At 66.6% G+C, this 24,542-nt stretch carries 20 protein-coding genes and 3 pseudogenes; 10 read left to right on the top strand and 13 right to left on the bottom strand.

The window, feature by feature from the left end; all coding sequences use genetic code 11:
• The first annotated feature begins 287 nt into the window (after positions 1–287).
• Together ACFY0D_RS35285 and ACFY0D_RS35280 are read left to right on the top strand one after the other, a co-directional pair.
• Positions 288–2,021, top strand: coding sequence for a flavin monoamine oxidase family protein (locus ACFY0D_RS35285; RefSeq protein ID WP_390802000.1), 1,734 nt, complete (start codon positions 288–290; stop codon positions 2,019–2,021).
• A 5-nt stretch (positions 2,022–2,026) separates the two neighbouring features.
• Positions 2,027–2,767, top strand: a complete 741-nt coding sequence (locus tag ACFY0D_RS35280; RefSeq protein WP_390801999.1) for a hypothetical protein — start codon at positions 2,027–2,029, stop codon at positions 2,765–2,767.
• Positions 2,768–3,267: 500 nt separating this feature from the next.
• Here the strand turns inward: ACFY0D_RS35280 and ACFY0D_RS35275 are convergent, their stop codons facing one another.
• The 3 genes and pseudogenes from ACFY0D_RS35275 to ACFY0D_RS35265 all read right to left on the bottom strand — a co-directional run.
• The gene (locus tag ACFY0D_RS35275) at positions 3,268–5,064 is read right to left on the bottom strand and encodes a DUF262 domain-containing protein (protein WP_390801998.1); all 1,797 of its coding nucleotides are present in this window, start codon (positions 5,062–5,064) and stop codon (positions 3,268–3,270) included.
• Positions 5,065–5,222: 158 nt separating this feature from the next.
• The gene (locus ACFY0D_RS35270) at positions 5,223–5,495 is read right to left on the bottom strand and encodes a hypothetical protein (RefSeq protein WP_390801997.1); all 273 of its coding nucleotides are present in this window, start codon (positions 5,493–5,495) and stop codon (positions 5,223–5,225) included.
• Positions 5,492–5,782, bottom strand: a pseudogene (locus ACFY0D_RS35265) (ISAs1 family transposase); the annotation flags it as partial. The pseudogene ACFY0D_RS35265 and the gene ACFY0D_RS35270, both read right to left, overlap by 4 nt.
• Before the next feature lie 370 nt (positions 5,783–6,152).
• On the opposite strand from ACFY0D_RS35265, the gene ACFY0D_RS35260 reads away from it, so the two are divergent.
• A complete protein-coding gene (locus tag ACFY0D_RS35260; protein ID WP_390801996.1) occupies positions 6,153–8,429 on the top strand; it encodes a TIR domain-containing protein in 2,277 nt (758 codons plus the stop codon).
• Between the two features lie 408 nt (positions 8,430–8,837).
• Positions 8,838–9,863: pseudogene (locus ACFY0D_RS35255) on the top strand (ISAs1 family transposase); the annotation flags it as partial.
• Positions 9,864–10,294: 431 nt separating this feature from the next.
• Here the strand turns inward: ACFY0D_RS35255 and ACFY0D_RS35250 are convergent.
• On the bottom strand, positions 10,295–10,861 hold the full coding sequence (locus ACFY0D_RS35250) for a hypothetical protein (protein ID WP_390801995.1): 567 nt from the start codon (positions 10,859–10,861) through the stop codon (positions 10,295–10,297).
• Positions 10,862–11,033: 172 nt separating this feature from the next.
• Between ACFY0D_RS35250 and ACFY0D_RS35245 the strand changes: the two are divergent.
• Positions 11,034–11,433, top strand: a pseudogene (locus tag ACFY0D_RS35245) (transposase); the annotation flags it as partial.
• A gap of 14 nt (positions 11,434–11,447) precedes the next feature.
• Here ACFY0D_RS35245 and ACFY0D_RS35240 read toward each other — a convergent pair.
• Positions 11,448–12,524: a pentapeptide repeat-containing protein gene (locus tag ACFY0D_RS35240; protein WP_390801994.1), complete on the bottom strand. Its 1,077-nt coding sequence runs from the start codon at positions 12,522–12,524 to the stop codon at positions 11,448–11,450.
• Positions 12,525–13,000: 476 nt separating this feature from the next.
• Between ACFY0D_RS35240 and ACFY0D_RS35235 the strand changes: the two genes are divergently transcribed.
• Entirely contained in the window at positions 13,001–13,582 is a 582-nt protein-coding gene (locus ACFY0D_RS35235) for a hypothetical protein (RefSeq protein WP_390801993.1), read from the top strand.
• Positions 13,583–13,708: 126 nt separating this feature from the next.
• Positions 13,709–14,206 carry an IS5 family transposase gene (locus tag ACFY0D_RS35230; RefSeq protein ID WP_390801992.1) on the top strand — a complete coding sequence of 166 codons (498 nt, stop codon included), beginning with the start codon at positions 13,709–13,711 and terminating at the stop codon, positions 14,204–14,206.
• A gap of 36 nt (positions 14,207–14,242) precedes the next feature.
• On the opposite strand, the gene ACFY0D_RS35225 is transcribed toward ACFY0D_RS35230, so the two are convergent.
• Complete coding sequence (locus tag ACFY0D_RS35225) at positions 14,243–14,605, bottom strand: hypothetical protein (protein WP_390801991.1); 363 nt, start codon at positions 14,603–14,605, stop codon at positions 14,243–14,245.
• Positions 14,606–14,719: 114 nt separating this feature from the next.
• Between ACFY0D_RS35225 and ACFY0D_RS35220 the strand changes: the two genes are divergently transcribed.
• Positions 14,720–15,103, top strand: coding sequence for a three-helix bundle dimerization domain-containing protein (locus ACFY0D_RS35220; RefSeq protein ID WP_390801990.1), 384 nt, complete (start codon positions 14,720–14,722; stop codon positions 15,101–15,103).
• 37 nt (positions 15,104–15,140) lie between these two features.
• On the opposite strand, the gene ACFY0D_RS35215 is transcribed toward ACFY0D_RS35220, so the two are convergent.
• The 4 genes from ACFY0D_RS35215 to ACFY0D_RS35200 all read right to left on the bottom strand — a co-directional run bounded on the left by ACFY0D_RS35215 (position 15,141) and on the right by ACFY0D_RS35200 (position 20,367).
• The gene (locus tag ACFY0D_RS35215; protein WP_390801989.1) at positions 15,141–15,986 is read right to left on the bottom strand and encodes an alpha/beta fold hydrolase; all 846 of its coding nucleotides are present in this window, start codon (positions 15,984–15,986) and stop codon (positions 15,141–15,143) included.
• Positions 15,987–16,021: 35 nt separating this feature from the next.
• Positions 16,022–16,714 carry an alpha/beta fold hydrolase gene (locus tag ACFY0D_RS35210; protein WP_390801988.1) on the bottom strand — a complete coding sequence of 231 codons (693 nt, stop codon included), beginning with the start codon at positions 16,712–16,714 and terminating at the stop codon, positions 16,022–16,024.
• Positions 16,715–16,845: 131 nt separating this feature from the next.
• Positions 16,846–19,674, bottom strand: a complete 2,829-nt coding sequence (locus tag ACFY0D_RS35205; protein ID WP_390801987.1) for an AAA family ATPase — start codon at positions 19,672–19,674, stop codon at positions 16,846–16,848.
• Positions 19,675–19,683: 9 nt separating this feature from the next.
• Positions 19,684–20,367, bottom strand: a complete 684-nt coding sequence (locus ACFY0D_RS35200) for an alpha/beta fold hydrolase (protein ID WP_390801986.1) — start codon at positions 20,365–20,367, stop codon at positions 19,684–19,686.
• Positions 20,368–20,686: 319 nt separating this feature from the next.
• Here ACFY0D_RS35200 and ACFY0D_RS35195 point away from each other — a divergent pair, with 319 nt between their 5' ends.
• A complete protein-coding gene (locus ACFY0D_RS35195) occupies positions 20,687–20,878 on the top strand; it encodes a hypothetical protein (RefSeq protein WP_390801985.1) in 192 nt (63 codons plus the stop codon).
• A 201-nt stretch (positions 20,879–21,079) separates the two neighbouring features.
• On the opposite strand, the gene ACFY0D_RS35190 is transcribed toward ACFY0D_RS35195, so the two are convergent.
• Positions 21,080–22,063, bottom strand: a complete 984-nt coding sequence (locus tag ACFY0D_RS35190; protein ID WP_390801984.1) for an RNA polymerase sigma factor — start codon at positions 22,061–22,063, stop codon at positions 21,080–21,082.
• 429 nt (positions 22,064–22,492) lie between these two features.
• On the bottom strand, positions 22,493–22,873 hold the full coding sequence (locus tag ACFY0D_RS35185) for a winged helix-turn-helix transcriptional regulator (RefSeq protein WP_390801983.1): 381 nt from the start codon (positions 22,871–22,873) through the stop codon (positions 22,493–22,495).
• A gap of 142 nt (positions 22,874–23,015) precedes the next feature.
• Here ACFY0D_RS35185 and ACFY0D_RS35180 point away from each other — a divergent pair, with 142 nt between their 5' ends.
• Entirely contained in the window at positions 23,016–23,423 is a 408-nt protein-coding gene (locus tag ACFY0D_RS35180; protein WP_390801982.1) for a RidA family protein, read from the top strand.
• A gap of 61 nt (positions 23,424–23,484) precedes the next feature.
• On the opposite strand, the gene ACFY0D_RS35175 is transcribed toward ACFY0D_RS35180, so the two are convergent.
• Positions 23,485–24,336: a helix-turn-helix domain-containing protein gene (locus ACFY0D_RS35175; protein ID WP_390801981.1), complete on the bottom strand. Its 852-nt coding sequence runs from the start codon at positions 24,334–24,336 to the stop codon at positions 23,485–23,487.
• Positions 24,337–24,542 lie beyond the last annotated feature (206 nt).

Here is a 24,542-nt window from a genome sequence, read left to right as displayed (position 1 = left end):
GCGCTAGGAGATCATCGCCTGGGGTGCGTTGCCTTCCGCGGTTGCGAGGCGTCCTCGGCGGACGGCGTGTCTCTGCCGGAGCCCTACGCGCGGGATGTGTCAGGCAGGTCCGTTGCCTCAGGTTGCCGTGCATCTCACCACGAGGTACCACGGGAGAAGGTGCCGCATCTCAGCCCTGACCGACCGATCCCAACTGCCACACGCGAGCCAGGCCAGCCTTGACTTTACCTGGATCGACGGCAGATGGCAGGAGCGAGCTGGCCAGGGCAACGGGGATTGGAGTCCTGATGACCTACGGAGAGAACAGCACTTATCGAGGGATCTCCTGGGCTGAGAACTTCGAATCCCGAGCCCTGTTCACCACCACGAGGCCGCTGCACAAGTACGACAAGAATGCGCGCAAGAAGGTGTGTGTGATCGGCGCAGGATTGGCAGGACTAGCTGCAGCCTACGAACTCTCCCTCCTGGGCCACAAGGTTTCCATTCTGGAGGCATCGAAGCGCGCGGGCGGGCGGGTCCATACGCATCACTTCATGGGTAGTGACGGTCACGAAATCGCCTATGGCGAGCTCGGAGCCATGCGCATACCAGATGACCACTCCCTGGTGCACGAGTACATCGGGGAGCTGGGGCTCACGAAGCGGCCTTTCATTTCCGATAATGCGCAGGCATTTCTGTACTTTGACGGAGGGCCATCATTTCGCCGTGGCGACTGGATGTCGCTCATGACCAGATGCCATAGGCGCGCAGGGATGCAGGGGGAACATCTGACCAAGTATCCGTGGTCAATCATGGGAGAAATGGCGAGCTTAGCCAAAGCAGCCCTGCCCGAGAAATTGCTCTGGGCCATGTTCTCCAGCGATTTCAGAACCGCAACACCAAACAGTCCGGAGATCCAGGCAGGCTTGGAAGTTCTGGCAGAATACGAGCGTCAGACATTGTGGCAGTACATGACCGATCACGGGGAGAACGGGGACCCCGGATCGCACCTTACGGAACTCGAATGGGAGATCATCGGCAGACTGACATTGGATCTTCCATTTGAGCGAGCCGCATTTACTCAGTGGCTAATCAATAATGTCGCGCTGCAGAATGCGGACAAGTGGGAAATCAAGGGCGGCATGGACTTACTGGTCAATGGACTGAAAAGCCGCTGCAGCGAGCCGATCAGCTTCAACAGCACGGTGATCAAGGTCGAGATGGCAGCCGAGGGCGACGTTCGAGGCGTTCGCGTAGCCTGGCGCGATGATACCCGAAATCCCCCGCAGGTGCTGGCCGGGTTGTTCGACTATGTAATATGCGCAGCCCCGGCGCCGGCAACTGCGCGAATCGATTTCCCGCAGATGGGACCGAATAAATTCGAGGCGCTTACCAACTTGAGCTACCTGCCATCGGCTAAGGCATTGATCCTGTGCAACAAACGCCATTGGGAGATTCAGGATGGCTTCGCGGGCGGGGCCAGTTTCACGGACTTGGGAACGCAACAGTCCTGGTATCCTTCGGACAATGCGAGGGAGGATGCCACCGTTAGCGGGGACTGCCCGGTAGCGGCACATGCGGAGACTGGCGAACCCGCCGATTTGATCGGCACCTGGTTGCCGAAGGATCTGGACAGGTCGAATGAACCGGGCGCTTTTCTGGCAGCGTACATGTACGGACCGACGGCACAGCACTTCGCATCCCTGGACCCAGGCGAGCGACGCCGCTTCGTGGTAAGTAATGTCTCGCGCTATCATAAGTGGCTCAAGGACGATGATGAAATAATTCTGGGCTTCGAGGCCTACTCATGGGACGACCACAGTTCTCCCGGCGGCGGGGCCTACGCATTCTTTTCGCCTGGTGAATACGGGCGCTATCAGCAACACCTTGAGGCGCCGTTGCCGGCAGATGATCCCAGAATCTTCTTCGCAGGAGAACACGTGGCGGTCTTCCACCAATGGATGCAGGCGGCAATTCAGAGCGGAGTCGCTGCCGCGCGCCGAGTGGCGGAAGCTCAACTTCCCAGAGGGGTGCAGCCATAATGTATATGCCTTACGACAGCCAGAAGCTCGCTGATTGGCCGGACAAGGTCGAAGCGGCTATCGAGGGGATAGTTGAACTGGTAGTCGCGGGCACGCTCGAAATGGGCCCTGATAATCCGGCAACAGAGCCGTGGCTTTCCGATAGCGTAGGCCTTGAACGGACTTATATCCGGCGAGCCCTGGCAGTGCTGTCTCGAGACAACATCGTAGGCCAGATTCCCGGAGAAGGTGCCTGGGTCTGGCCGGTACACGTCGCCGATCTCCAGCGGATGACTAAGCTTCGCCACCGAATTGAGATTCCTGCCGCCTGTTCTCTAGTGAGCCGCGACCCGATGCCCGACCTTTCCGTTCTAGACGCATGGTCCGAATATCTGATCCAGGTGACCAAGTCCGGCGCATCGTTCAGTGTCAATTCACTCATTTATGCCGACACTGGATTCCATTCCGCCCTGACTGCCGCCGGCGGCTACGCGCTCGGCAGCAAGGCCATCGAGACCTGGGGTCGCCGAGCACGCATGTACTTCAGCCGACCAGAACATCATGAGATTCTAGCCGGAGGCTATTCGGGAATAGTGGCGGCGACCGAGAAGATATTTGAGTGCATAAGCGAGCGGGACGCCGGAGTCTCGGAATTTTCAGAATGGTACTTTGAGGAGTGGCGCAGGCTCCTCGCCATTACACCTGCGAACGGGACCCTTTCTATTGAAGTCGACGACGGCTCGCCCATATTCGAACCGGCAAGATAGGAACAGCAGGCCTGACCCGGACATCTGACGGCCTGTGTCCAGCACCGCCCGGAGTATCGACTGAACTTGGCGTAGGCGTAGTCAGGACACCCGGTTCATGACGATCTGCCAGGTTGAGGCAGCCGGGGGACGAGACAGGCACGGCTTCCAAGATCATGGAGTCCTCCCCGTGACCCGCCCGACTGGAAGACCATGCCGGTCGACGCATCATTCCTCATCCCGCCTGCCCTTGATCAGCTCTGCGAGCCCGCCCAGGCCGCGCCCGGCGAGGTCCCGGGGCTGCTGGAGCGGCTGGCCGAGGTGCCAGATCCGAGTGACCCACGTGCGCCGTATCCGGGGCGAATTCGCTCCTCACGGTGGGCGAGTGGATCGCCGACGCCCCGGCCCACGTGGTGGAACAGCCCGGTGTCGCCCCGATCCGCTCAGGCCGAAACGACTCCTGCCCTCCGAGTCGACGGTCCGTCGGCTGGCCGAAGAGAGGAAGGATCAGCCAGCAACGCTCACGATGCAGGAAAGCGCCGGACAAGTTCAATCATGCCGCCCGCCAACACCTCATCTGTATTCGGGCCATTCCTGACGAAGAACTTTCCGTCATACATGACTGGGGATGACATGGCGGCCGGCTCCAACTTCCAGAGCAAGTAGTCGCGATACCGGAAAGGCGTCAATGTACTAGCGAGCGCTTCCGCAAATCGAGGCTCCAGCTTAGAGTTCTTGATCTTGTCGATCAGCCACCGGAAGAACTCGTCAACCGACTTGCCGAGCGCGTCAAGCTCATGCTGAGTACCCGTGATATGAAACTGGTCCAGCTGCTGGCTATCGACGCCTGCAAATCTCTTGATGGCCGCCGCGTCGCTGGCATCGTCGGCAACCCCGATGAAGATCACGCCCATGGCTTGAGCCCTAGTGTTCGCCATAGCACTAGCGATCTTCAGGATCTTATCAAAGCTGCCCTCGTCAAACTCCGACGGCTTATTAAGCTGACAGAATCCCTGCTTTAGCTCGAAAAGCGCTTCTTCAGTCAACGCCATGCGCAAGGTTGACTCGAATCTGAAGGCCTGCTCTTGAAGCTGCAGCTTATGCTCATCTTTGGTCGCTTCAAAATGGGGCCGCAAGTACCCCTTGACCGCGTCGATCAGAGACGTCTTCCGTGTGCCGCCCCAGTTCCCTCCCCCGGGGATACTCAGATCTCTATCCCAGAATCCCTTGAGTGCTGTAGAGAATTCCTTCTTACTCTTGGGTACCAGGTTCTCTTCATGGAGAAGCTGATCCACGGCTACGAATAGCGCGTGGAAGTGGCGCGGAATTCCACGTGGGTTCTGTTGCGTAACAGTCCAAGTGGAGTAGGGCGCCCCTGCAATTTCAAGAGTTTCCCTGATCAGGTCGAGGGTGTCCATGAAGCGACGCTCCACTTCGTTCGCCCCCATGGTCAGCAGCCTTGCACGGATTAGCCCTGATGACGTGGAGGAGGATGGACGATCCTCGGCATAGGCGGCGTTTCGGTACTCCAGCCCACTGGACGCAAGTGGGCGCAAAATTAGATCGAGGAGGATGTCAAGGACAAGTTCTTCATCACGGGACTCGCGCACGGAGTCATTCGAAAGAATCCCTTGCCTAATCCAGAAGATCTCTTCGTCAAAGATTCCGTAATTGAGATTCCTATTAGTGATACTGATCTTCGGCATGTCATTCAGGTTGACATAATCTGTCAGCGACGAGTCGCCTCGGATAGCCGCACTTATCCGTCGCACCAGGCCGGAGATTTCCATAGTCGATCCGGCCTGCCGGATCTCCTGGGGGCTCAGGTATCGCCCAGATGAGTTGATCCTGCGGAACACCTCATCCACGGATGACTCGCTCGCCGATCGATAGGTCGATACTGGGAGCTGATAGTTTGTGAAGTCTCGACACGTTGAGCGATCCCAGACGGGTTCCCGCTGAGCAAGCTTCCCTTCATCTTTGAGAAACTTGGTGTCCGCCAGGGTCTCAATATGAAAGAACTTGCCGTCAACGGGAAACTCATTCTCAATAAATGCGAACATGGCATTGAGGCGCTGAAGTCCGTCGATAACCTCAAGACGCGCCATATCCTCATGCTGACTCTCGGCGAGCAGGATGAGTGGAATCGGAAGCTTCTTGAGAACGGAGTCGATGAGCTTTTCCTTCTCTTCGACGGTCCATACAAGCTTCCGCTGGTACCGACGATTGATCAGGAATCGGTTCTTCCCGTAGTCGCTGTAGAGCTGCTGAAGACTCTCTCCCTTGACGGAGAGCTCTGTGCTGTCTGCCGCGGCCATTTCAGTCTCCTATAGATCGCCCGTGGTACCAGCTCACCGAAGGGCAAAATCCGGCGTGAGGGATCAATGCCGTGCCAGGCTAGCGCAGAGACCACCGGCCTTGAAGGAAATTGCCGCTCTGAATCGCAACTGCGGCCGTCGCGCCGCTGCCGGTTCGCTCAAGCTGAGTGAGCCAGCGGCCGGGCACGTTCGTACAGCTCGCGGGCGTATGGGTTCTTCAGGTGGGGCTTGATGGCGGCGATCATGACCCGGAAGCGGTCGTCGGCCCGGCCGGACTGCACGTGCGGGTAGTCGTCGAGGGCACCGTGCCATTCCCTGCAGGCTTCTTCCAGTCGTCCGGCTTGGAGCTTCCACTCGCCGAACATCGCGCGGTGGCGGACCCTGGCCCGCAGGGCTTCGGCGGAGTCGGCGGGCGTCCGTTTCGTGATCACTTGAGGCCGAGCAGGGCGAGCGGGCGGTCCGCGTTGCGGGCGTTGTGTCGCAGAGCGGCGGCAATATTGGTCGCGCCGGCCAGCCGCAGGGCGCCGATGGCGAGGTTGCGCCAGGTGGCCATCGCCCGGGGCGCGTTGCCGGTTCGCAGCTGTGAGGCGTCTTCGGCGAACGTGGTGTCCCTGACGTGGTGCAGGGCCTCGATCTGCCAGTGATCACGGATCAGGGTCGCCAGCTGGGCGGGGTTGGCTTGCTCAGCGGTGAGGCTGGTGACGGCGTAAACGGCTGGGCTGTAATGCGGACCGGTGTCGGTGTCCGACCTGTGTCTGAGGACTCACTTCGGTCTGACCGCGCTTCTTGATGCTGTTGGTGATCTTCACTCGGTGAGGTGAAGCCTGCTGACCGTGCCCGTGTTGATGTTCGGGAGCGGCGCGGTTTCGGCGGTTGGAAGAATGACTGCGGTGGCAACGGGATTGACGGGTGTTTCCGCCGGTTCGGATCGCACGGGCCAGCAACCAGCGGTTATCCATCCGCAGTGCAAGTGGTCGACCACGCCGCGTAAAGCCTGCGCTGCAGGCACAGGAAGCGAACTGCTGAGAAACGCGCCACCCTAGAGATAGGGAGTCTGCAGCTATGTCCCGGTGATCGGCGGTGATCCTATGGCAACAGAATCACGGAGCAGCCTGGAAATAGGTAAAGTGTTTATCTCGTACGCACACGATGACGATGAGCATAAAGAGCGAGTTCGGGACTTTTGGCTCTTCCTTCGTCGCATGGGCGTCGACGCTGTCATAGATTTGCCTGCCGCTGAGCGGCGGCAAGACTGGGCGTTGTGGATGAGTGACGCGGTGGAAGGTGCGCGCTACATCATCGTTGTTGCTTCACCCGCCTACAAGCAGCGTGCCGAAGGGAAATCTGCTCAGCGTACAGGGCTGGGTGTCCAATGGGAGGCTGCTCTGATCAGGAGTCGCGTCTACGCGGACCGCGAGGCTTCGCTCGACCGGATCATTCCCGTCGTGCTGCCTGGCTGTTCAGCTGACGACCTTCCTGATTGGCTCGGTGGCCTGGCTGTCACGCACTACGCAATCACGGAGTACTCAGTCTTCGGAGCCGACAGGTTGCTACGGCTGTTGACGGATCAGCCGTACGAGACAGTGCCGCCAATGGGCGAGATCCCCCTGCTTCTGCCCAGGGATCCTGCCCAGCCAGCCCCTGCCGCTTCGGTGCCCGGCTTGGTGACCGAGGTCTATGTGCGCATGACCCTGAGCGGAGGGCGGCTGACGTCCTCAGTGTCCGTTGCCGGCACCGTGCTGAGCGAGCAGACGTCGGATCTGGGAGCGGGCGGCCCTACACAGAGTGAGCCAACAGTTCGGGCCATCTTCGGCAGGGCTGAGCATCGCGTCGCCACAATGGTCCAGGAATTGACCCCCGGTAGTCGGATCGACCTGAACCTGGAAGGGGACCCGGCCCTACTCAAGATCCCCCTGGAACAGATCAGCTTGCGTGCGGCCAGCGGCGAGGGCACTGGCCCGTTGGGCCAGTGCCGCGGAGTTCAACTGCACCGCCACATAAGACCGCACCCAACGACACCCAAGCGCCCCCCTCGCTTGCGTGACTTGCTCTCCTCCGACCCGCTCACTGCTGTTCCCATGGCACACGAAATGGTTCGGTCCGAGCCGTCTGAGCCGATCGACTTCTCGTCCGTAGTCGACCAACCCATCGTCTGGGAAAGGACCATGACCCGCCGGGTACTGCGGTACGCCTTGGCAAGCGACCCTGAACGGTCAGCCGAACTACTGCTCGCACGTGTCGAGGCCGCCAATCAATGCTGGAACCTGGCACGGGCCGGGGATCTGTTCTCCACCGCACACCGTCCCTTTGCCCATGAGCGGTTGTCAGCGATGGCTACCGAGTGCGCACAGTTTGATGTGGCAAGGAGGGCGATCGATGGCCTTGGACGGATCGGGGCAACCAGTTCCGCCGCGCACATCGTCAAGTGCGCGGAGGAGGACCGTGACGCCTTCGAAAAGCTCTCCAACCACGCTGCCCCAGCGCTCGCCCGGATGTTCCACCGCCCAGGACCGGACCCCGAGTGGGTGAGCGGCCCGGTCTTGGACACGCTAGGCCGCTTCCTCACTAGGCATCAGAGCCAGGAGTCCCAGCTGGATCTGTTCACGATCTATGCCATCTTCCGACGGCTGGGCCCTGTCCACGCGGACTTCCTGATCCATCACTGGCTACCTGCGGAGAACGAGCGACTCGTTGACCTGGCAGCAACTGCGTTGGGGCACATGCGCCTCGATCGGAGCTGTCATCTGCTAGCTGACCGGGCCGCGCATGTCTCCGAAGAGACCGCCAGGACCATCTGCAAGGCGCTGGGGTACATCGGGACCTCCCAAGCAGTCGAACTGCTCATGGATCGGACCACCGCCCCCCTGAGCAATGCAGCCTACGAGGGACTGGCCATTTGCCTGGACCGAACAGCGGACCAAGACTTCAAACGGCTGGTCGAAAAACTGCTGCAACGCGAGCGACTCAAGGGCGACCGATGGCGCGTGTACCGCGCGATCGGCCTGCAACCTCTGCCCGACCTGCTGCGCTGTCTGCAAGTGGGCATCCACTCCGACAATTGGCTGGAACGCGCGGTAAGCGCCATAGCGATCGCCCGTACAGAAGGAGCGGCAGCCCAACCCCTGCTGCTCCGGGCCCAGCGAGAAGCATCCAACGCGATCGAAGGGATGTTTCTGCTCCTGGCCCGGCTCTGCAGCAGCCACGACGAGAACTTGGTGGCCGAACTCGCGCCGGAGCTTGGGAATCAGGGCTGGCAACTCGATGATGCACTCTTCGAGGACAGTGTTCAGATACTCCGGGAAGTTGGCAGCAATCGAGGGCGGAAACTGGCCGACTGCGTTACCTGGATCCGCGACGCAAGCTGAATCATGCCAACTCTGTGGCCAGACGACATTGCCTTACCTCGGTCTTGATCACGTCGAGTTGGAACACAGAACGAAGCTGGCTGCTGTTCGATATCCGCTTGCCCGCTTGGTGTAGATACTGAGGGGGCACGGGTATGGCGGGTGCTATCCGGCTTCCGGGCTTAAACGAGGACCTTGTTCATTCGGCCAGTTTGAGCGTCACAGTTGGCTCTGGCCCCCCGCTTCTGGCCCACGGTGCAGAGCAGCAACCGGAGTCATCCGTCCGTCGGTGCTACGAGCGCAGGGCTTCGGCGTAGTCGCCGGGCATCCGGCTCATGACAGTCCGCCAGGTTGGCTGGCCAGGGATAGCGGAACAGACAGCTTCCAAGATCATGGAGTTCTCGACGCCCGTGACCTGTCTGGAAGACCGTGCCTGCCGAAGCATCATCGCTGATCCCGCCTGCCCTTGACCAACTCCGCGAGCATCCAGAGGTCGCGCCGGAAGAAGTGCCCGGACTGCTGGGCCGCCTCGCCCAGGTGCCCGATCCGCGTGATCCCCGTGGAGTGCGCCACGCTCTGGTAGACGTCCTTGCCCTGGCCGCGTGCGCGGTGCTGGCGGGGGCAACGTCGCTGCTGGCGGTCGGCGAATGGATCACCGACGCTTCGCCCCACGTGCTGGAACACGTCGGCGTGCGACTCGACCCCCTGTTCCCCAAACGGTCCCTGCCTGCGGAAACGACGGTCCGACGACTGCTGGCCCGTGTCGACGGCGACGCACTGGACCTGGCGGTCGGCCGCTGGCTCGCCGACCGCCGCAACCGAACCCGGGGCCGGCTGCGCGGCCTGGCGGTCGACGGCAAGAGCCTTCGCGGAGCGGCCAGGGCCAACGGCCGCAAGATCCACCTGCTCGCAGCCCTGGACCACACCACCGGCCTGGTCCTGGCCCAGCTGGACGTCGGCGAGAAGACGAACGAGATCACCTGCTTCCAGCCGTTGCTGGAGACCATGGCCGACCTGGCCGGGGTGGTCGTCACCAGCGACGCCATGCACACCCAACGCGAGCACGCCGACTACCTTCTCGGCCGCGAAGCGCACTACATCGTGATCGTGAAGGGCAACCAGAAGAAGCTCCGCAAGCAGCTCAGATCCCTTCCGTGGGCAGAGATCCCGCTGCAGGGCCGCGTGAGGGGTATCGGCCACGGACGCTCGGAGATACGACGGATCAAGGTGGTCACGGTCAACAGCCTGCTCTTCCCCGAAGCCCGGCAGGCCGTCCAGATCAAGCGCCGCCGCACCGACCGCAAGACCGGCAAGACCACCATCAAGACCGTTTACGCCGTCACCAGCCTCACCGCTGAGCAAGCCAACCCCGCCCAGCTGGCGACCCTGATCCGTGATCACTGGCAGATCGAGGCCCTGCACCACGTCAGGGACACCACGTTCGCCGAAGACGCCTCACAGCTGCGAACCGGCAACGCGCCCCGGGCGATGGCCACCTGGCGCAACCTCGCCATCGGCGCCCTGCGGCTGGCCGGCGCGACCAATATTGCCGCCGCTCTGCGACACAACGCCCGCAACGCGGACCGCCCGCTCAGGGAAGCGACAATTAGTTCCGTGTTCATTGAATTGCGTCGGGTTGGGTCGAAGTGAAGGGCAAGCTGGAGATTCGGCGCATCGGAATCTCTGACTACCCGAGATTGTCGTCGGCGCAAACAGGTCTTGGGCTGAACGAAGGAGGCCGATCGGCGCGGCCGCTGACCGGGTGAGGTGCCGGCGCTGCATCCTCAGAGGACGCCCCCGTGCCGTTGCCCTTCACCCTGTCATCCCAGGTGCTGCCCCAGCCATGGACACCTCAGTTGTCTGAACACGCCGAACCGTTCTCCCGGCTAGCCGCCCCGCACGCCCGTTTCACCATGCGGCTCAACCATGCCCTGGAGCGAGTGGGGCTCACGCCGGCTCCCACCCGTCCGAGGGTGCCGTTCGCAGGACGTCCAGGGGGTGAGCGCCGAGGCCGAGATGGCCTCGCGGCCTCTGGGGTATCCCAGGTCGATCCGCGCGGCCTGGTCGAAGGAGAAGTCGACCTCGACAAGGCGCACGGCAGCAGCCAGTGCCGCAGGCAGCTCGGACACCAAAAGCGGCTGCGTTGGCACGCCGTATCGCGTGTAGCGATCGTCGTGCTCCTCGTCCCAGGTGAACAGATACGGCGCCCGTGCCAGCTCGAAGACGCAGTGCTGAGGACAGTCATCCTCCACGCACCCCACATCAAACCACTCCGGGTGCCGCGTCTTGGCCCAGGCCGTCGCCTCATCCAGGGTCTGTTCATGGGCGTTTGCCGCCGAGGGCACCGGGCCGAACGCGGAGTAGAACAATCCGACTCGGCCGAACGAATCTACCGCCCACCAGTGGAACTGAAGTCCCCACCGAGGATGCGCAAAGGTGCCCGATATCGCCATGGGACAAGCATATTGGAGGTGCCGTAACTCCTTCTGTGCCACCGACAGCGAGGAGGGCCGGCAGCGCGTCGCTACGGCGAAGGAGACGGCGCTCCGGGAAATGCACAGCCACCTGCACTCCGGACTCGGCTGGGAAGGCCGGCTCGGACCCAATCCCGGCGCAAAGGGGGCCTGGACCGGTGAGGCACTCGAACACTCCCGCGGCGGACTGAGCACCACAATCCACCTCGCCCGCGACGGGCAGGCGGTGCGGGCCAACACGGCCCCGCACCCAGCCCTGCGGCTGACCGGCGACGAGGGCTACTCGTCCCGCAAGATCCGCGCCTACCTGCGCAGACGAGGCATCGCCTGCACCGTTCCCGAGCGGATCGACCAGATCGACGGACGCCTGCGACGCGGCGAGAGCCTCTGCCGACTCGACCGCGCGGTCTACCGGCGACGCGACGTCGTGGAGCGCTGCTTCAACCGCCTCAAAGCAGAACAAGGCCCTCGCCACCCGCTACGACAAACGAGCACGCCACTACAAAGCCCTCGTCACCCTAGCCTGCCTGCGGCTATGGCTCCCCACCTGACATTACGGACACCCCTAGGCCGAGTGGAGTGGTGGGACGTTCCTCGCGATCGCGGCAGCCGGCAAGAGGATGCTGGGCTCGGCGCCGGGATCCTCGACCATGACGACGCCCGCGGCATGGATGTCGAAGCCCGTCGGCCAGATGGTGAGGTCGCTTGCCAGTGCGCCCTCCAGTTTAGCCCGTGTCAGGTCGGCGCCCGTGAGGTCGGTTCCTCGAAGGTCGGCCAGTCTCAGGTCCGCGCCGGCGAACTTGGTGCCGTGGCCCCGTGCCTTGCGCAGATTGGCCTCCCGCAGGTCGGCGCCGGTGAAGTCCGCGTCGCCGAGGTCGGCCCTGACCATGCGTGCGCCGCGCAGGTCGGCGTCGATGCAGCGGCTCTGGTGGAGAATCGACGTCCCGAGCTCCACGTGCCGCATGTTGGCCGCGATCAGCGACGCCCTGGTCAGGTTGACCTGGTAGATGCTCGCCGCTTCCAGACAGGCGCCGTCGAAGTTGACGTGGTGCAGCCACAGTCCGTCGCAGTCGGCCCGACGCAGGTCGGTAAAGCTGACGTTGAGCCAGTCGGGCCGGCGTTCCCGGCACAGGACTCCGAGACCGGTGAGCGCCACCTGGGCATCCGCGGCACGGGTCTCCAGCGGAGGCACGGAGTTGATGGCGGTATCCGCTGCTGGGGAGTCCTGCCCGTGCGGAGGCCATGGCAGGTGGGTCCGAAGGAACGCGGCCATGATCGATATGACCGCTTCACGGTCGTGAGGGGAATGGTCCGCGATTCGCCACAGCGCGTAGAGCGCACCGATCCGCACGTCCAGCTTCTCGCTGCCGAGCTGGTCGACTGCCCGGCTGAAGCGGTCAGTGATGTGCCCTTCTCGGGTGGCGTTCAATCCCTCCTGGCTCACCCTCAGCTGCCGCCAGGTGGCGTACGCCCCGAAGAAGAGGACAGCGCCACCGGCTGCCTGCAGAAGTGTCGTGCGCACACTGTTGACGGCTCCGAGCCGTTCAGCGGCCGTGATCCGGGCACCCGCCAGATCGCGGTCGACCACCAGCCCCGGCAGCACCACGACGACCACGGCCAGCACGGCCAGTACGGCCAGCACCGCCCCCGTGGCGAGGAGTGCGTTACCGGCCCGGCGATGTCGCGGGGCGCCCGGTATCCGGCGGCCATGAGTAGATCCCCCCGTATCCATGCGCACATGATCGCAGGGCCCCCGGAAGCCGGTGCACCCATCCGGTCGGAGCTTGGGCACGAGGGGCCGCTGGGCCAGCCGGGCTCGATGGCTCCCGGTCGGGCAGCAGGTCGACTGACCGGCGAGTTTCGACGTCCACAAGGACGGTGGACGGTGCCGTAGGGCGGACGTATTCGTCGACGCCGACCACACGCCGAGCCGAGAAAGCGGGCTTGCGCCCTTACTGGTGGTTTCAGAATGAGCTGCGACCGCTTGGGGACAGACGTGGCCTGACCTCCATGGTGGATGTGCAGCGTGTCGCCCTCAGGGTCGACTCCATGGCCACACCCAGGCGCGCTGTTCGCGCTGTCGCTGACACGTCACCGGTACTCGCTATCGTCCATGCCATGACCTCAAGTGATCATCTGCTTGACCTGATCCGGACCACCCCGGAGATCGATCTGCTGCTGCGGTCCTCGTTCGGTTTCGACATCCACCGGAAGCACAACGGCGAGGGTCTGAGACTTGCCTCGGGCGCCCCGCTGGAGACGATCGCCGGGGGGTTCGCCGGTGGGGCGTACTTCCTGTGCGCCGAGCGGAACGGCCGCCGACCGGTGGTGTTCGCAAGTTCCGAAGGGGAAGGCGGGCTGCTCGCCGATGATCTGGCGGAGGCTCTGGAGATCATGATCGGGCTGGAGTGGCGGGACTGCCTGTCGTTCTCGGGCGGTGGCGATGTGGAGGTCATGCAGATCTCCGCCCAACACCTCCAGCGGTCCCGTGACAAGAACAACCCGGGCATCGACGACGAAGCTGATCAGGTGGCCGCAGCCCTGTCGCTGAGTATCGTGCCTGTCGCCGACCTCGTCGTCCGGTTGCACGCAGCCGCTTCGAAGACTGAACCGGACTACGTCGTGGCCGACGGCGACGGGCAAGAGTTCGATCCACCGTTCGGCGAGTATGTGGAACCGCGGCACGGAGGCTGGCGCTGACCCCGACCGGCCGCTGCCGCCAGGCGTATCGACACCGGTAGCTCGGCCAGTGCCTGACAACACATCGGGCAGACTCTCCTACGTGTCTGCCGACCTTGTGAACTGCGAGCGGCGGGGCTCCTGGAGATGGACGACTCAGCGATCGACGGCTCGCACGTCAGGGCACTCAAAGGGGGGCTCACACCGGACCTTCGCCGGTCGACCGGGGCCGGCCGGGGCCGGCCGGGCAGCAAGCACCACCTGACCGTCGACCGGCACGGCACTCCGCTCGCCATCACGCTGACCGGCGGCAACCGCCATGACGTCACACAGCTCCTGCCGCTCCTGGCCGCAATCCCACCGATCCGGGGCCTGCGCGGACGCCCGCGCACACGGCCACGCGGGCTGTTCGCAGACCGCGGCTACGACTACGACAAATACCGCCGCCCGCTACGGAGGCGTGGGATCAAGCCGCTCATCGCCCGACGCGGCGTGGCCCACGGCTCTGGGCTGGGCAAGACCCGTTGGGTGGTCGAGCGGACCTTTGCCTGGCTCCACCGGTTCGAGCGCCCGCGAATCCGCTACGAGGTCGGGCGGACCTGCACCTCGGCCTGCTTCAACTCGCCTGCAGCATCATCTCCTTGAGACGACTCCGAACCTCATTCTGAAACGGTCAGTCAGTCAGCAGGGGCGGTAGGAGGAGATCTTGTTGTCGATCCACGAGGGGATCGTGGCCCACCACTCGCCGGGGCCGATCCGGAACTCGAGACCCCCGTAGTTCTTGTGCTCGTAGAAGCACAGGGAGAGGTTCGTGCTGTTGCCGATGGAGGAGGTGGTGTCCTTCGCAGGCCCCGTGAGTTCCGCGATCTGTACGGGGGCGCCGCTCGGATAGACCGGGATCGAGTAGTTGGGGTTGGCGTAGATGAACACGCCGGCGAAGGCGGCGGCCGGGGTGGCCGTGGCCGGACCGGCCGCCGTTGCGGTCAGGGCGCCCAACAGGGCGGCCACGGCCAGGCGCTGCTTGGTCTTCCGCAGGATCGGCATGAACCCTTCCTTCTCTTCAGGAGGAGGATCCCGGCCGCGGCACCTTGTGCCGCGGCCGGATTCACGTGATGTCGCGATGCCGTACACGAGCCGGCCGCAAGGGGACCCAGTGCTGTGACCGGCAAGGTTCGCCGGTCACAGCACTGGCGATTTCGTGGTGGCCGCGGGTGGGCCGCACCTTCTGCCCGACGGACACGCACAAAGCGGCGGAAGATCGCCTTCCGGACAGCGGGCCCGTCCGCGAGACTGGGGGATGCGATTCCCGATGGAAGGCTGAGGTGCGTGGTGCCGGAATCCGAGGATGCTCTCGTCATCGGCCATGTCACTGAGCGGCTGATGGAGGCACACCCTCAGCTGGACCCCGAGCTGGTGCAGGCATACGTGGAGACGGCCTACGAGGAGCTCCGCTACGCACGCGTCCGTACCTATCTGCCGGTGCTGATGGAGCGCCGGGCCAAGGACCTGCTGCACTCCGACGAGCAGCCGGGCTCCCCCTGAGCCCGTCGGAGGGGCCCGGTCGCGTGCGGGCTGTGGGTCAGTCCGTGGCTTCGGCGGCCCGCTCGATCAGCTTGGCGGTGATCTTCGGGTTACTGATCATGGCGACGTGCGAGGCGCCGGGGACTTCGACGACGGTGGCGCCGGCCCGCTGGTACTCGAAGCGTTCCAGCGCCGGCGGGATGGCTTTGTCGGCGCCCGCGACCAGGCCCCATGAGGGGATCGTGTGCCAGGCGGCCTGCTGGGTGGTGTCCTCGAAGGACTGGGCGCTGAAGGGGCGCTGGGTGACCTGCATGACGCGCGTGGTGGAGGCGGGGAGGTCGGCGGCGAAGACGGCGCGGAACTTGTCGGCCTTGAGGTAGAGGTCGGTTCCGGTGGTGCCGTCGGGGTTGGGGTAGGGCACGGGGTTGAGGGCGGCCTGGATTTCGCTGCCGGGGTACCTGTTGATGAGTTCGCCGAGTTTCTCGCCCTTGTCGGGGACGAAGGCCGCGACGTAGACGAGTGCCTTGACGTTGGGGTTGCCGGCGGCGGCGTTGGTGATGACCGCTCCGCCGTAGGAGTGGCCGACCAGCACGATCGGGCCCTTGACGGATGCGAGGACGCTGGCGAGGTAGGCGGAGTCGGTGGTCAGGCCGCGGAGCGGGTTGGCCGGCGCGAGGACCGGATATCCCTTGTCCTGGAGGCGTTCCACCACGCCGTTCCAGTTGGAGGCGTCGGCGAAGCCGCCGTGGACCAGGACCACGGTGGGCCTGGGCGTCGGACGCTTGTTGCCGCTGTCGTGTTCGATGGCAGTCGCGGCGGGTGTGACGGCGGTCGCGGCGACCACGGCGGCCAGGGCCGCGGCCCCGCCGAGGGCGCGGGGGCGGCGTCTGTGCGGGGGCTTCAAGGCAGTCTCCCGTCGGGTAGGGCGGGGGCGGCGGTTCAGCTGCGTGCTGCCTGTCGGATCAGGTCGGCGACGGCGTCGGGCTGCGAGACGTAGACGGAGTGGCTGGCGGCGACCTCGACGGTCTGGGCGCCGATCCGCTCGGACATGGCGTGCTGGGCCGGGGGCGGGATCATGCGGTCGTCGGTGGCGATCAGGTACCAGGCCCGCTTGGTCCGCCAGGCCGGCTGGGACACCGTGCCGCCCAGGGCGTCGACGCCCCAGGGGACCTGGGAGGCGGCCATGAAGTCGGCCTGGGCCCGGGGCAGGTCGCCGGCGAAGGACTCGGCGAACCTGTCGCGGTCCAGGAAGAGGAAGCCGTTGTCGGGCGGCAGGATCGGCGGGACGGGGGCGCCGGGGGGCGGGTCGGCGATCAGGGTGCTGACGGACTCGCCCTTGTCGGGGGCGAATGCGGCGATGTAGACGAGTGCGTTCACCTTGGGGTGGTTGCCGGCCTCGGTGATCACGACGCCGCCGTAGGAGTGGCCGACCAGGGTGACGGGTCCCGGAAGACGGTCGATGACCTGCTGGGTGGCTGCGACGTCGCCTTCGAGGGAGAGGGTGGGGTTCTGTACGACGGCCACGTCGTAGCCGTCGGCCGTCAGGGCGTCGTACACGCCCTGCCAGCCGGAGCCGTCCACGAATCCTCCGTGGACGAGCACGACGTTCCCGGCCGGTGCGTCGTCGGTCATCGGTTCCTCCTGTGGTGTGCGGGGTGTGGGCCCGGTCTGCTCGGGCCGTTCGGTGACGATACGAATGCGGCCGATTTCATCGCTTCCGTCATCTGACGTAGTTCCGGCCCGCTGGTGAGTGCACGGTCGGGTCACTGCTGGTCGAGGCGTTTGAGCGCGTCGCGGAGTCCGGCTCGGGAGGTCACTCCGACCTTGGGGAACAGCTGGTAGAGGTGGGTGGAGACGGTGCGCGGGGACAGGGCGAGCCTCTCGGCGATCCGCTTGTTGGTCAGGCCGGCGGCGGCCAGGGTTGCGATCTGCCTCTGCTGCGGGGTGAGGACCGCGGTGGCTGGGCGGGGAGCTGTTCGGGCGGGGGTGCCGCAGGCGCGCAGTTCCTGGTTCGCGCGGCCGGCCCACGGGGCCGCGCCGAGTTGCTCGAAGAGGTCCGCGGCGGTGCCCAGGTGGTGTCGGGCTTGTGCGCGTGCTCGGGTGCGGCGGAGTCGTTCGCCGTAGTGGAGGTGGATGCGGGCCAGGTCGAAGGGCCAGCGTTCGGCTCCTTCGACCGTGAGGGCGTCCTGGAAGCCGGGGTGGCGGTCGTCGTCGGCCGTGAGTGCGCCGGTGGCGTGGACCAGCATCTTCAGGCGTGGGGAGAGCGTGTCCAGTCCTGCGGTGCGGGCGGCCGTGGCGTGGTCTTGGGCCTGGGTGCGGCGGCCTGTTCTCATGGCTGCTTCCGCCAGGTCCATGACGGTCCAGATCGCGTGTGAGGCGAAGGGCGGCAGTGTTCCGGGGGGTGTGATGAGCGTTGCCTGCCGGTAGGCCTCCTCGAAGTTGCCCTGTCCCAGGGCGGACAGGGTCCTGGCGTGGGCGGCGTAGGCGCGTACGGTGTCGGCGCGCCGGGGGCCGGCCCAGTGGTTCATCTGGTCGCTCAGGGTGCGGGTCGTCTCGTGGTCGCCGCGGGCTGCGGCGGTGCATGCGAGAAGGTATTTCCCGACCCAGGCCTGCATGGGGTAGTGGTGCTGTTCGCACAGGTCCAGCCCTTCCCGGGCCGCCTGCTGCAGTTGCTGCCATTGTCCGGTCAGCCAGGCGTGGTTGCCGAGGAGGAACAGGGCGTCGATGGCGGGTGCGATGTGCTCGCCGCGGCGGCCGCCGGCCACGACACGGTGCAACGCCTCGGTGCATCCGTCGAGCCGGTCCAGGTATGCGCCGGTGATGGCGGTGCGGACGATGCGGCGGGGGTCCGGATCGTGGGTGAGGCCTGCGATGGTTTCGTCCAGCACGGCGAGGTCGGGCGGACCGGTGCGGGCGGGGTCGGCGAAGGTCCGGCGGGCCGTCGCCAGGAGGACCGGAGGCACGGGGTAGTTGGCCAGTGCGGCGTCGAACGGGGGCCACAGTTCGGGTCGGCCGCCGAAGAAGCAGACCAGGAGCAGGGTGTGGAGGGCATCGGCCAGTGCGGTGTCGGCGGGGTCGTAGGGTGCGGGCCGGGTGGTGAGGGCGCCGCACAGCAGCCTGTGTGCCGTGTCGATGTCGCCGGAGCCGTTGAGGAGGTAGGCCGCTCCGGCCACCGCCATGGCCGGCGAGTCCGCCCCGGGCGCTGTGCGACGCGCGGTGTCGAGCAGGTGGGGCACGTCCCGCAGGTCGCCGCTGATGTTCGCGCTGGTGCAGGCCGCCTCGGCGAGGCGGCGGGCCCGCTCGGGGGCTGAGGGGGTGAGGTCGGCGGCGCGCAGCAGCGCGGCCACCGCGGCGGGCCCGTCACCGCGACCGGAGATGACGCCGGCTGCCCGTTCCAGCAGTGCGGCCACCCGTTCGTCGGGGCCTTGGGCGGCCTGGGCCAGGTGCCAGGCCTGCCGCTCCGGAACCTCGTGCCAGGCCCGGGCCAGCGCGCGGTGGGCGCTGCGGCGCTGGTCGCTGGTCGCCAGCTCCACCACCGCGGAGCGGGTCAGCGGATGCCGGAAGTGCAGGCCGGCCGGTTCGTGTATGCGGATCAGCTGGGCCCGTTCGGCGGGAGCCAGGTGTTTGAGCCCGCACCGCCCGGTGGCGGCGCGGCGCACCACGTCCAGGTCGCCGGTGGCGTCCAGGGCTGCCAGGAGCAGCAGGTGGCGGGTGGCCGGGGGCAGGCCGGTGATGCGGGAGGCGAACGCCGACTGGAGCTTTCGGCTGAGTGGTAACCGTTCGGGGAGGGCGGTCGAGGTCCTGGGTGAGGCGTCGAGTGCGATCGGGAGTTCCAGGAGGGCGAGGGGGTTGCCCTGTGCCTCGGTGATCAGGCGGCGCCGTACCCGGGGGGCGAGCTCGGGAAAGGACCGCTCCAGCAGGTCGTGGGCGTCGGATTCGCCGAGGGGGCGCACGTCGTGGATCGGGAGCCCGCTGTGGTCGAAGAAGCTTTCGGTGCCCTCGCGGGCCGCGCACAGCATCCCGGCGGCGAAGCCCGTCATGCGCCGTGCGGCGTCGCCGAGGATCGTGGCGCTGGCCGGGTCCAGCCACTGGACGTCGTCCACGACGATCAGCGTCGGCCGGTGGCCGGCGAGCCGGGCGACCAGCGTCAGGACGTCGCGGGCCACCGCTGCGTGGTCGGGCGGCGGGCCGTCCCGGTGGCCGAGGGCCACGGAAAGGGCTTCTCCCAGGTCGGCAGGCGGCTGTGCTGCGACTGCCTCCCCGGTCAGCCGGCCGAGGCCGCTGTAGCTGAGATGGGCCCGGTACTCCGCGCCGGCCATCGCCACGACGTGCATGCCGCGGTGCTCGGCTCGGGCCGTGGTGGCGGCCAGGAGCGCGGTCTTGCCGACGCCTGGCTCGCCGAGCAGCAGCAGCGGGCCTCCGCCACCCGGCGTGCGGGCGATACCTTCGAGGAAGCGGTCGATCCGGGCGAGATCCGCCGTGCGCCCGACCAGAGGACCGTCCGCCTCGAACACCCGCAGACCGACCGGACCCGCCGCGCGGCCGTCTTCGGCGCCGCTGCCGCCGCCTGCCTGCTTCGATGGAGTTGGCATCGCACATACCTACCCGTTGTCGGCGAGGACGAAGGCGGCGACCTCGCGGGCGAGGCTCTCCGGCTCCTCGGCGTGGCCGAAGTGCCCACTGTGCTCAAGGACCAGCAGCCGCGAGCCGTGCAGCAGCTTGTGCAGTTCCTCCGCCCAGCGCATCCCGCACACCACGTCGTGGCGGCCCACCACCACCAACGCGGGCACCCGCAGCGCGCCCAGCGTCTCGCGGTCGTCGAACAGGTCGGGCACACCGCTCGCGTCCAGCCCGGAGATGCAGGTGGCCCGCAGGCCGTCCTGCAGGCGGTTCCAGCGAGCGGTGTCGCTCCAGTAGTCCGCGACGTACGCCGGCACGATTGCCTCGGCGGCCGCGAGCATGACCTCGTCGTCGGCGATCGCCGGGATCGCTGCAAACGCCTCCATCACCGCCCGCACCTGAGGCCGGTCTGCGTACCGGGCCGCGAACCCTTCCACGTTGCGCGCCATCTCCGCGCCGAATTCGGGCCCGGTGACCGGCGCGCTCTCGTAGGTCAGACGCTTCTCCAGCTCCGGGACGCGCAGGTACCGCCACGCGATGCCGGGCCCGCCGGGATGGGCGACGCACACCGGTCCGCTTCCGTGGACGTGGTACCGCAGGGTGAGACCGTCCACCGTGAAGGTGTGGGCGCCGTGGGCCAGAGGGCCGGTCTGAGGTGGCAGCATCAGTGCTCCCGATCGTGGAAGTGGGTCGATGACACCGACAAGATGCGCGCGTGGAGGGAAAGTTCAGACCCTTCGATGTGATGCGCGTCACGATAGGGGTGGGGTACGCGGTCGCGGCCGGAGCGGGGCCCGGTGCCCGATGTCCGTCGGCGGGTGCGGCGACAGCATCCGGGGCAGCGCAGCGGGGAGAGCGTGCTCCGGGGAGGCCCGGTCCGTCCATGCCTCGTGCACGGCGCGTTCACCGGCGTCGATCATGCTCCCGAGCGGGCCGGGCGAACCGATTCCGCCCGCCACCAGTCGCACCTGAACGGAACACGGCATGACCACCCCCCGGATGACCTCGGCCGCCCCTGGCCCTCGGCGCGCGCGGCGCGCCCTCCTCACCCTCACGGCCGCCGCCGCGGCATTCGTCTCCCTCGTTGCCGGAGCACCGTCCGCGACGGCCCGGAGCCAGGACTGCGGCTACCTCGCCACCAGCGCGAACAGCATCCCCGCACACACCCGGGCTTGAGCGGCGCACCTCCTCGTGGCCGGCCGGCCGGCCCGGGCAGGCCGCCGCAGTCCTGCGCCAGGGTCAGAGCACCCTGCTCCAGATCCCGAACCGCCAGGCGGCGGCAGGCTGCGAGGTCAGCCCCTTCCCCGGCTTCGGCTGAGCAGTCGCAGACCCACAGGCCGAACCGGAGTGAAGGGTGCAGTGCCGCTGTGCGGTGGCCTAGGACGGGGAGGGAAAGACGACCCGGAGGCGCTGGACGCGACCGTTTCGGCGGAACATGAGCCAGGTCAGGCCCGGTGGGCAGACGTGGACGGCACCGTCGTGGGTGACGGCCATCTCCCAGATGGCGATGTCCCTGCTCGCCACCACATGGCGCACATGCTGGCGCACCCCGTCTTCCAGGTACTGGCGCATGACCGGGACGGGATGGACGTGCTCGCCCGGCCGGCCGAGCCGGCCGACCATTTCGGACTCCGCCGGCCACAGCTCGGAGATCTCCCGCGGCAGGCTCCCGGTCTCCCACGCCTTCAGGGTCGCCACGGCCTCCTGCAGGCTTCCCCTGGTGAGGGCGGCAGCGTCGCCGTGCGCCTGTGCCTGCGCCGGTGCCTGCGCCTGTGCCTGCGCCTGCGCCTGTGCCTGCGTCGACATGAGCGCCCGGGCCATCCTGGCCCGGGCCTGGCTCAGCCGACTGCGCACCGTACCGATGGGTACGTCGCACGCGGCGGCGATCTCCCGGTAGGTGGTGATGCCGCTGAAGTGCCGCAGCATGACCACCAGCCGCATCTGCTGCGGAAGTTCCTCCACCGCGTCCCAGATCCAGTCACGCATCGCGTGCCGCTCGACGGCCCGTTCCGGGTACCAGGCATCCTGTCGGTGCACCAGCCGGTGATCGAGGCCGTCCAGGCCGGGCGTCTCCCTCGGGGCTCGAAGGCGCATCCGGCACGCGTTGCGCACGATCGCCCGCAGCCACGCGCCCACAGCCGCGGGGTCCCGCACATCGCCGATGCGACGCAGGGCTGTCAGCGCGGCGTCCTGCACCGCGTCGTCCGCCTCGGGGCCGTGACCGAGCAGGCTCAGAGCCACCGCGCGCATCGGTGCCTGATGCCGGGCCAGCAGCAACCCCAGAGCACCCACCTCGCCGGCTTGAGCGCTGCGAGTGAGTTCCTCGTCCGTCGGCCCCGCGGGTGTACGAGTGGGTGCCATGTCCGCAACACCTTCCTGTCGCCCCGTCACCAACCCTGTCACAAACGGGAGATGACACGATTGTCACACCCGAAGGCCGAGTGGACGCTGCCGCGCCGGACGGCCGCAGTGCTCGGCCCGGGCTCGGCCGGGCGGGGCTACGAGGGGCGTGTTGCGCCCGAGGGCCCAGTGGGTGCCGGACACGGGGCGAGCCGCACACGGGCGGTTCGGTGACACGGGGCGCGGAGCGCATGTCCGGCCGCGCATCGGCGCACAAAGCGGATGGGGCCGACGCACAGGGGCGGGGCCCCGGCCCCAGGAGAGGACGCTCGACCGGGGCTCCGGCGGCCGTGGTGCCGGGTGTTCGCAGCCGGCAGGCCTGCCCGGGCGGGCCCGAACACAAACGATGGGATGCAGCCCGGCCGACGTCGCCGGGGCGTGTTGCGCCCGTCAGGCGTCGAAGCGGTGGCGGGAGGCCTCGATGTGACCGAAGTACTGGTGGGTCCAGTCGCAGAGTCCGTCGATCGTCACGCGTAGCGCCTGGCCCGGCTCGGTGAGGGTGTACTCGACCCGCGGCGGCACAACGGGGTACACCCTCCGCTCGATCAGACCGTTGCGCTCCAGCATGCGCAGGTTCTGGGTGAGCATCTTGTGACTGATGCCCTCGACCTCGTTCCGCAGCTCACTGAAGCGCAGGGTGTTCTCCCCCAGGGCCTCGATGATCAGGAGCGCCCACTTGTTGGCGACGTCCGAGAAGATCTCCCGCCCGAGCGAGTCCGCACGCCGCAGGTCCGCCTCGTCGGCCGTGCCGCCGAGTTGCTTGGTCACCATCAGGTTCCCCAGTCACCGAAAAGTGCGTTCTTCCATGTCAGCGACCACTCTCCTACGGTTCCTGAGTAACCACAAGAGAGCGAGCGCGTTGTGGCTCGGAGGAAGCGGGTTCACGGGCGCTCGGAGCAATGGAGGCACCGGCATGGCCATCACCCTGTTCAACCCCGAAGGACTGCCGAAGATCGACGCCTACCGGCAGGTGTCGATCGCCACCGGGTCGAAGCTGGTCTTCATCGCCGGACAGGTCGCCTGGAACGCCGACGCTGTCACCGTGGGCGAAGGCGACCTCGCCGCCCAGGTCGAGCAGTGCTACGTCAACATCGCCACCGCCCTGGCCGGGGTCGGCGCCTCCTTCGACGACGTGGCGAAACTGACCGTCTACGTCGTCGACTGGACCCCCGACAAGATGCCCCTGCTGATGGAGGGGATCACCCGCGCGGCCGCGAAACTGGGTGCCGCACCGGTCCCGCCGGCCTCGCTGCTGGGCGTCGCGGCACTGGACGTACCCGAGCACCTGGTGGAGGTCGAGGCCACCGCCGTCATCGACTGAACCCCGTCGGCACCACCGACGACGGCCGCCTGCTTCGCCTCAGCGTCCACCTCCCACGCGCCTACCCGTGTTGTCGGTGGGTCCGGCCGGCGAGCGTGCGCAGGGCGTTCTCCGACGGCGAGCCGGGTTCGACGGTGTAGAGGCCGAGGGTCTGGTCGGGGTCGCCCATGGGGGTGAAGGCTTCGAAGCCGAGGGTGAGGTCTCCGGCGAGCGGGTGGTGGTAGCGCTTGGAGCCGTACTCGGGCTGGTACACGTCGTGTTCCGCCCACCACCGGCGGAAGTCCGGGTCGCTCACGGACAGTTCGCCGACCAGCTGCGCCAGCCGGGGATCGTGCGGATGGTGGCTGGCGTACAGGTGAAGCATGCCCACGTTTTCGCGGGCGGTCCCGGGCCAGTCGACGTAGAGGTCGCGGGCTTCGGGGGCGAGGAACATGTAGCGGGCCATGTTCGGCTCGCCGGCGGGCTGGCCCTCGAAGTCGCGGTAGAGGGTGCGGGCCAAGTCGTTGGTGGCCAGGATGTCCAGGCGGTGGCCCAGCAGCAGGGCCGGGACGTCGGTGATGTTCTCCAGGGCCCGCAGCAGCCCTGGGCGGGCGCGCTGGGCCGTGCCCGCATGGGGGCGCTGCCCGGTGGGGTTGGCCAGGGCGAACAGATGGTTACGTTCGGTGTCGTTGAGTTGCAGTGCGTGAGCGACGGCGTTCAGGACGGCGGCGGAGGCGCTCGTGGTGCGTCCGCGTTCGAGCCTGACGTAGTAGTCCACGCTGACTCCGGCCAGCTGGGCGACTTCCTCGCGCCGCAGACCGGGTACCCGGCGCACGCCAAGGTGCGGGGGAAGGCCGGCTTGTTCCGGGGTGATGCGGGCCCGGCGTGTGCGCAGGAAGTCCCGGATATCGGCCTCGGGGACGTGCTGGCTCATGTATTCAGGCTAGGCCGTCTCTTTCGGATCTTGCCGGTTGAGCCCGTGTCGTCTGGTGCTGGACGTACGGGATGAGGTGCGGTGCCAGGCGGCGCGAGCCAGGCGGGACTTTTAAAACACGCCCTAGTCCGGGCACACGGTGAGCGGGCCGCGCTTCTTGTCCGTGGGGGGGGTCTGCTGGACCCCCGGAAGGCCGGACCCGGGGC

It is taken from the genome of Streptomyces sp. NPDC001502, assembly GCF_042894785.1.
GTDB lineage: Bacteria > Actinomycetota > Actinomycetes > Streptomycetales > Streptomycetaceae > Streptomyces > Streptomyces kutzneri.
This window is presented reverse-complemented; position numbering and strand designations above follow the sequence as displayed.

What these genes read in the sequence shown, in the direction of transcription:
- ACFY0D_RS35195 (WP_390801985.1), top strand. Translation starts at nt 20,687, where the DNA reads ATGACCACCCCCCGGATGACCTCGGCCGCCCCTGGCCCTCGGCGCGCG.
- ACFY0D_RS35210 (WP_390801988.1), bottom strand. Translation starts at nt 16,714, where the DNA reads ATGACCGACGACGCACCGGCCGGGAACGTCGTGCTCGTCCACGGAGGA.
- ACFY0D_RS35185 (WP_390801983.1), bottom strand. Translation starts at nt 22,873, where the DNA reads ATGGTGACCAAGCAACTCGGCGGCACGGCCGACGAGGCGGACCTGCGG.
- ACFY0D_RS35235 (WP_390801993.1), top strand. Translation starts at nt 13,001, where the DNA reads ATGACCTCAAGTGATCATCTGCTTGACCTGATCCGGACCACCCCGGAG.
- ACFY0D_RS35200 (WP_390801986.1), bottom strand. Translation starts at nt 20,367, where the DNA reads ATGCTGCCACCTCAGACCGGCCCTCTGGCCCACGGCGCCCACACCTTC.
- ACFY0D_RS35180 (WP_390801982.1), top strand. Translation starts at nt 23,016, where the DNA reads ATGGCCATCACCCTGTTCAACCCCGAAGGACTGCCGAAGATCGACGCC.
- ACFY0D_RS35205 (WP_390801987.1), bottom strand. Translation starts at nt 19,674, where the DNA reads ATGCCAACTCCATCGAAGCAGGCAGGCGGCGGCAGCGGCGCCGAAGAC.
- ACFY0D_RS35190 (WP_390801984.1), bottom strand. Translation starts at nt 22,063, where the DNA reads ATGGCACCCACTCGTACACCCGCGGGGCCGACGGACGAGGAACTCACT.
- ACFY0D_RS35250 (WP_390801995.1), bottom strand. Translation starts at nt 10,861, where the DNA reads ATGGCGATATCGGGCACCTTTGCGCATCCTCGGTGGGGACTTCAGTTC.
- ACFY0D_RS35225 (WP_390801991.1), bottom strand. Translation starts at nt 14,605, where the DNA reads ATGCCGATCCTGCGGAAGACCAAGCAGCGCCTGGCCGTGGCCGCCCTG.
- ACFY0D_RS35175 (WP_390801981.1), bottom strand. Translation starts at nt 24,336, where the DNA reads ATGAGCCAGCACGTCCCCGAGGCCGATATCCGGGACTTCCTGCGCACA.
- ACFY0D_RS35285 (WP_390802000.1), top strand. Translation starts at nt 288, where the DNA reads ATGACCTACGGAGAGAACAGCACTTATCGAGGGATCTCCTGGGCTGAG.
- ACFY0D_RS35260 (WP_390801996.1), top strand. Translation starts at nt 6,153, where the DNA reads ATGGCAACAGAATCACGGAGCAGCCTGGAAATAGGTAAAGTGTTTATC.
- ACFY0D_RS35280 (WP_390801999.1), top strand. Translation starts at nt 2,027, where the DNA reads ATGCCTTACGACAGCCAGAAGCTCGCTGATTGGCCGGACAAGGTCGAA.
- ACFY0D_RS35275 (WP_390801998.1), bottom strand. Translation starts at nt 5,064, where the DNA reads ATGGCCGCGGCAGACAGCACAGAGCTCTCCGTCAAGGGAGAGAGTCTT.
- ACFY0D_RS35230 (WP_390801992.1), top strand. Translation starts at nt 13,709, where the DNA reads ATGGACGACTCAGCGATCGACGGCTCGCACGTCAGGGCACTCAAAGGG.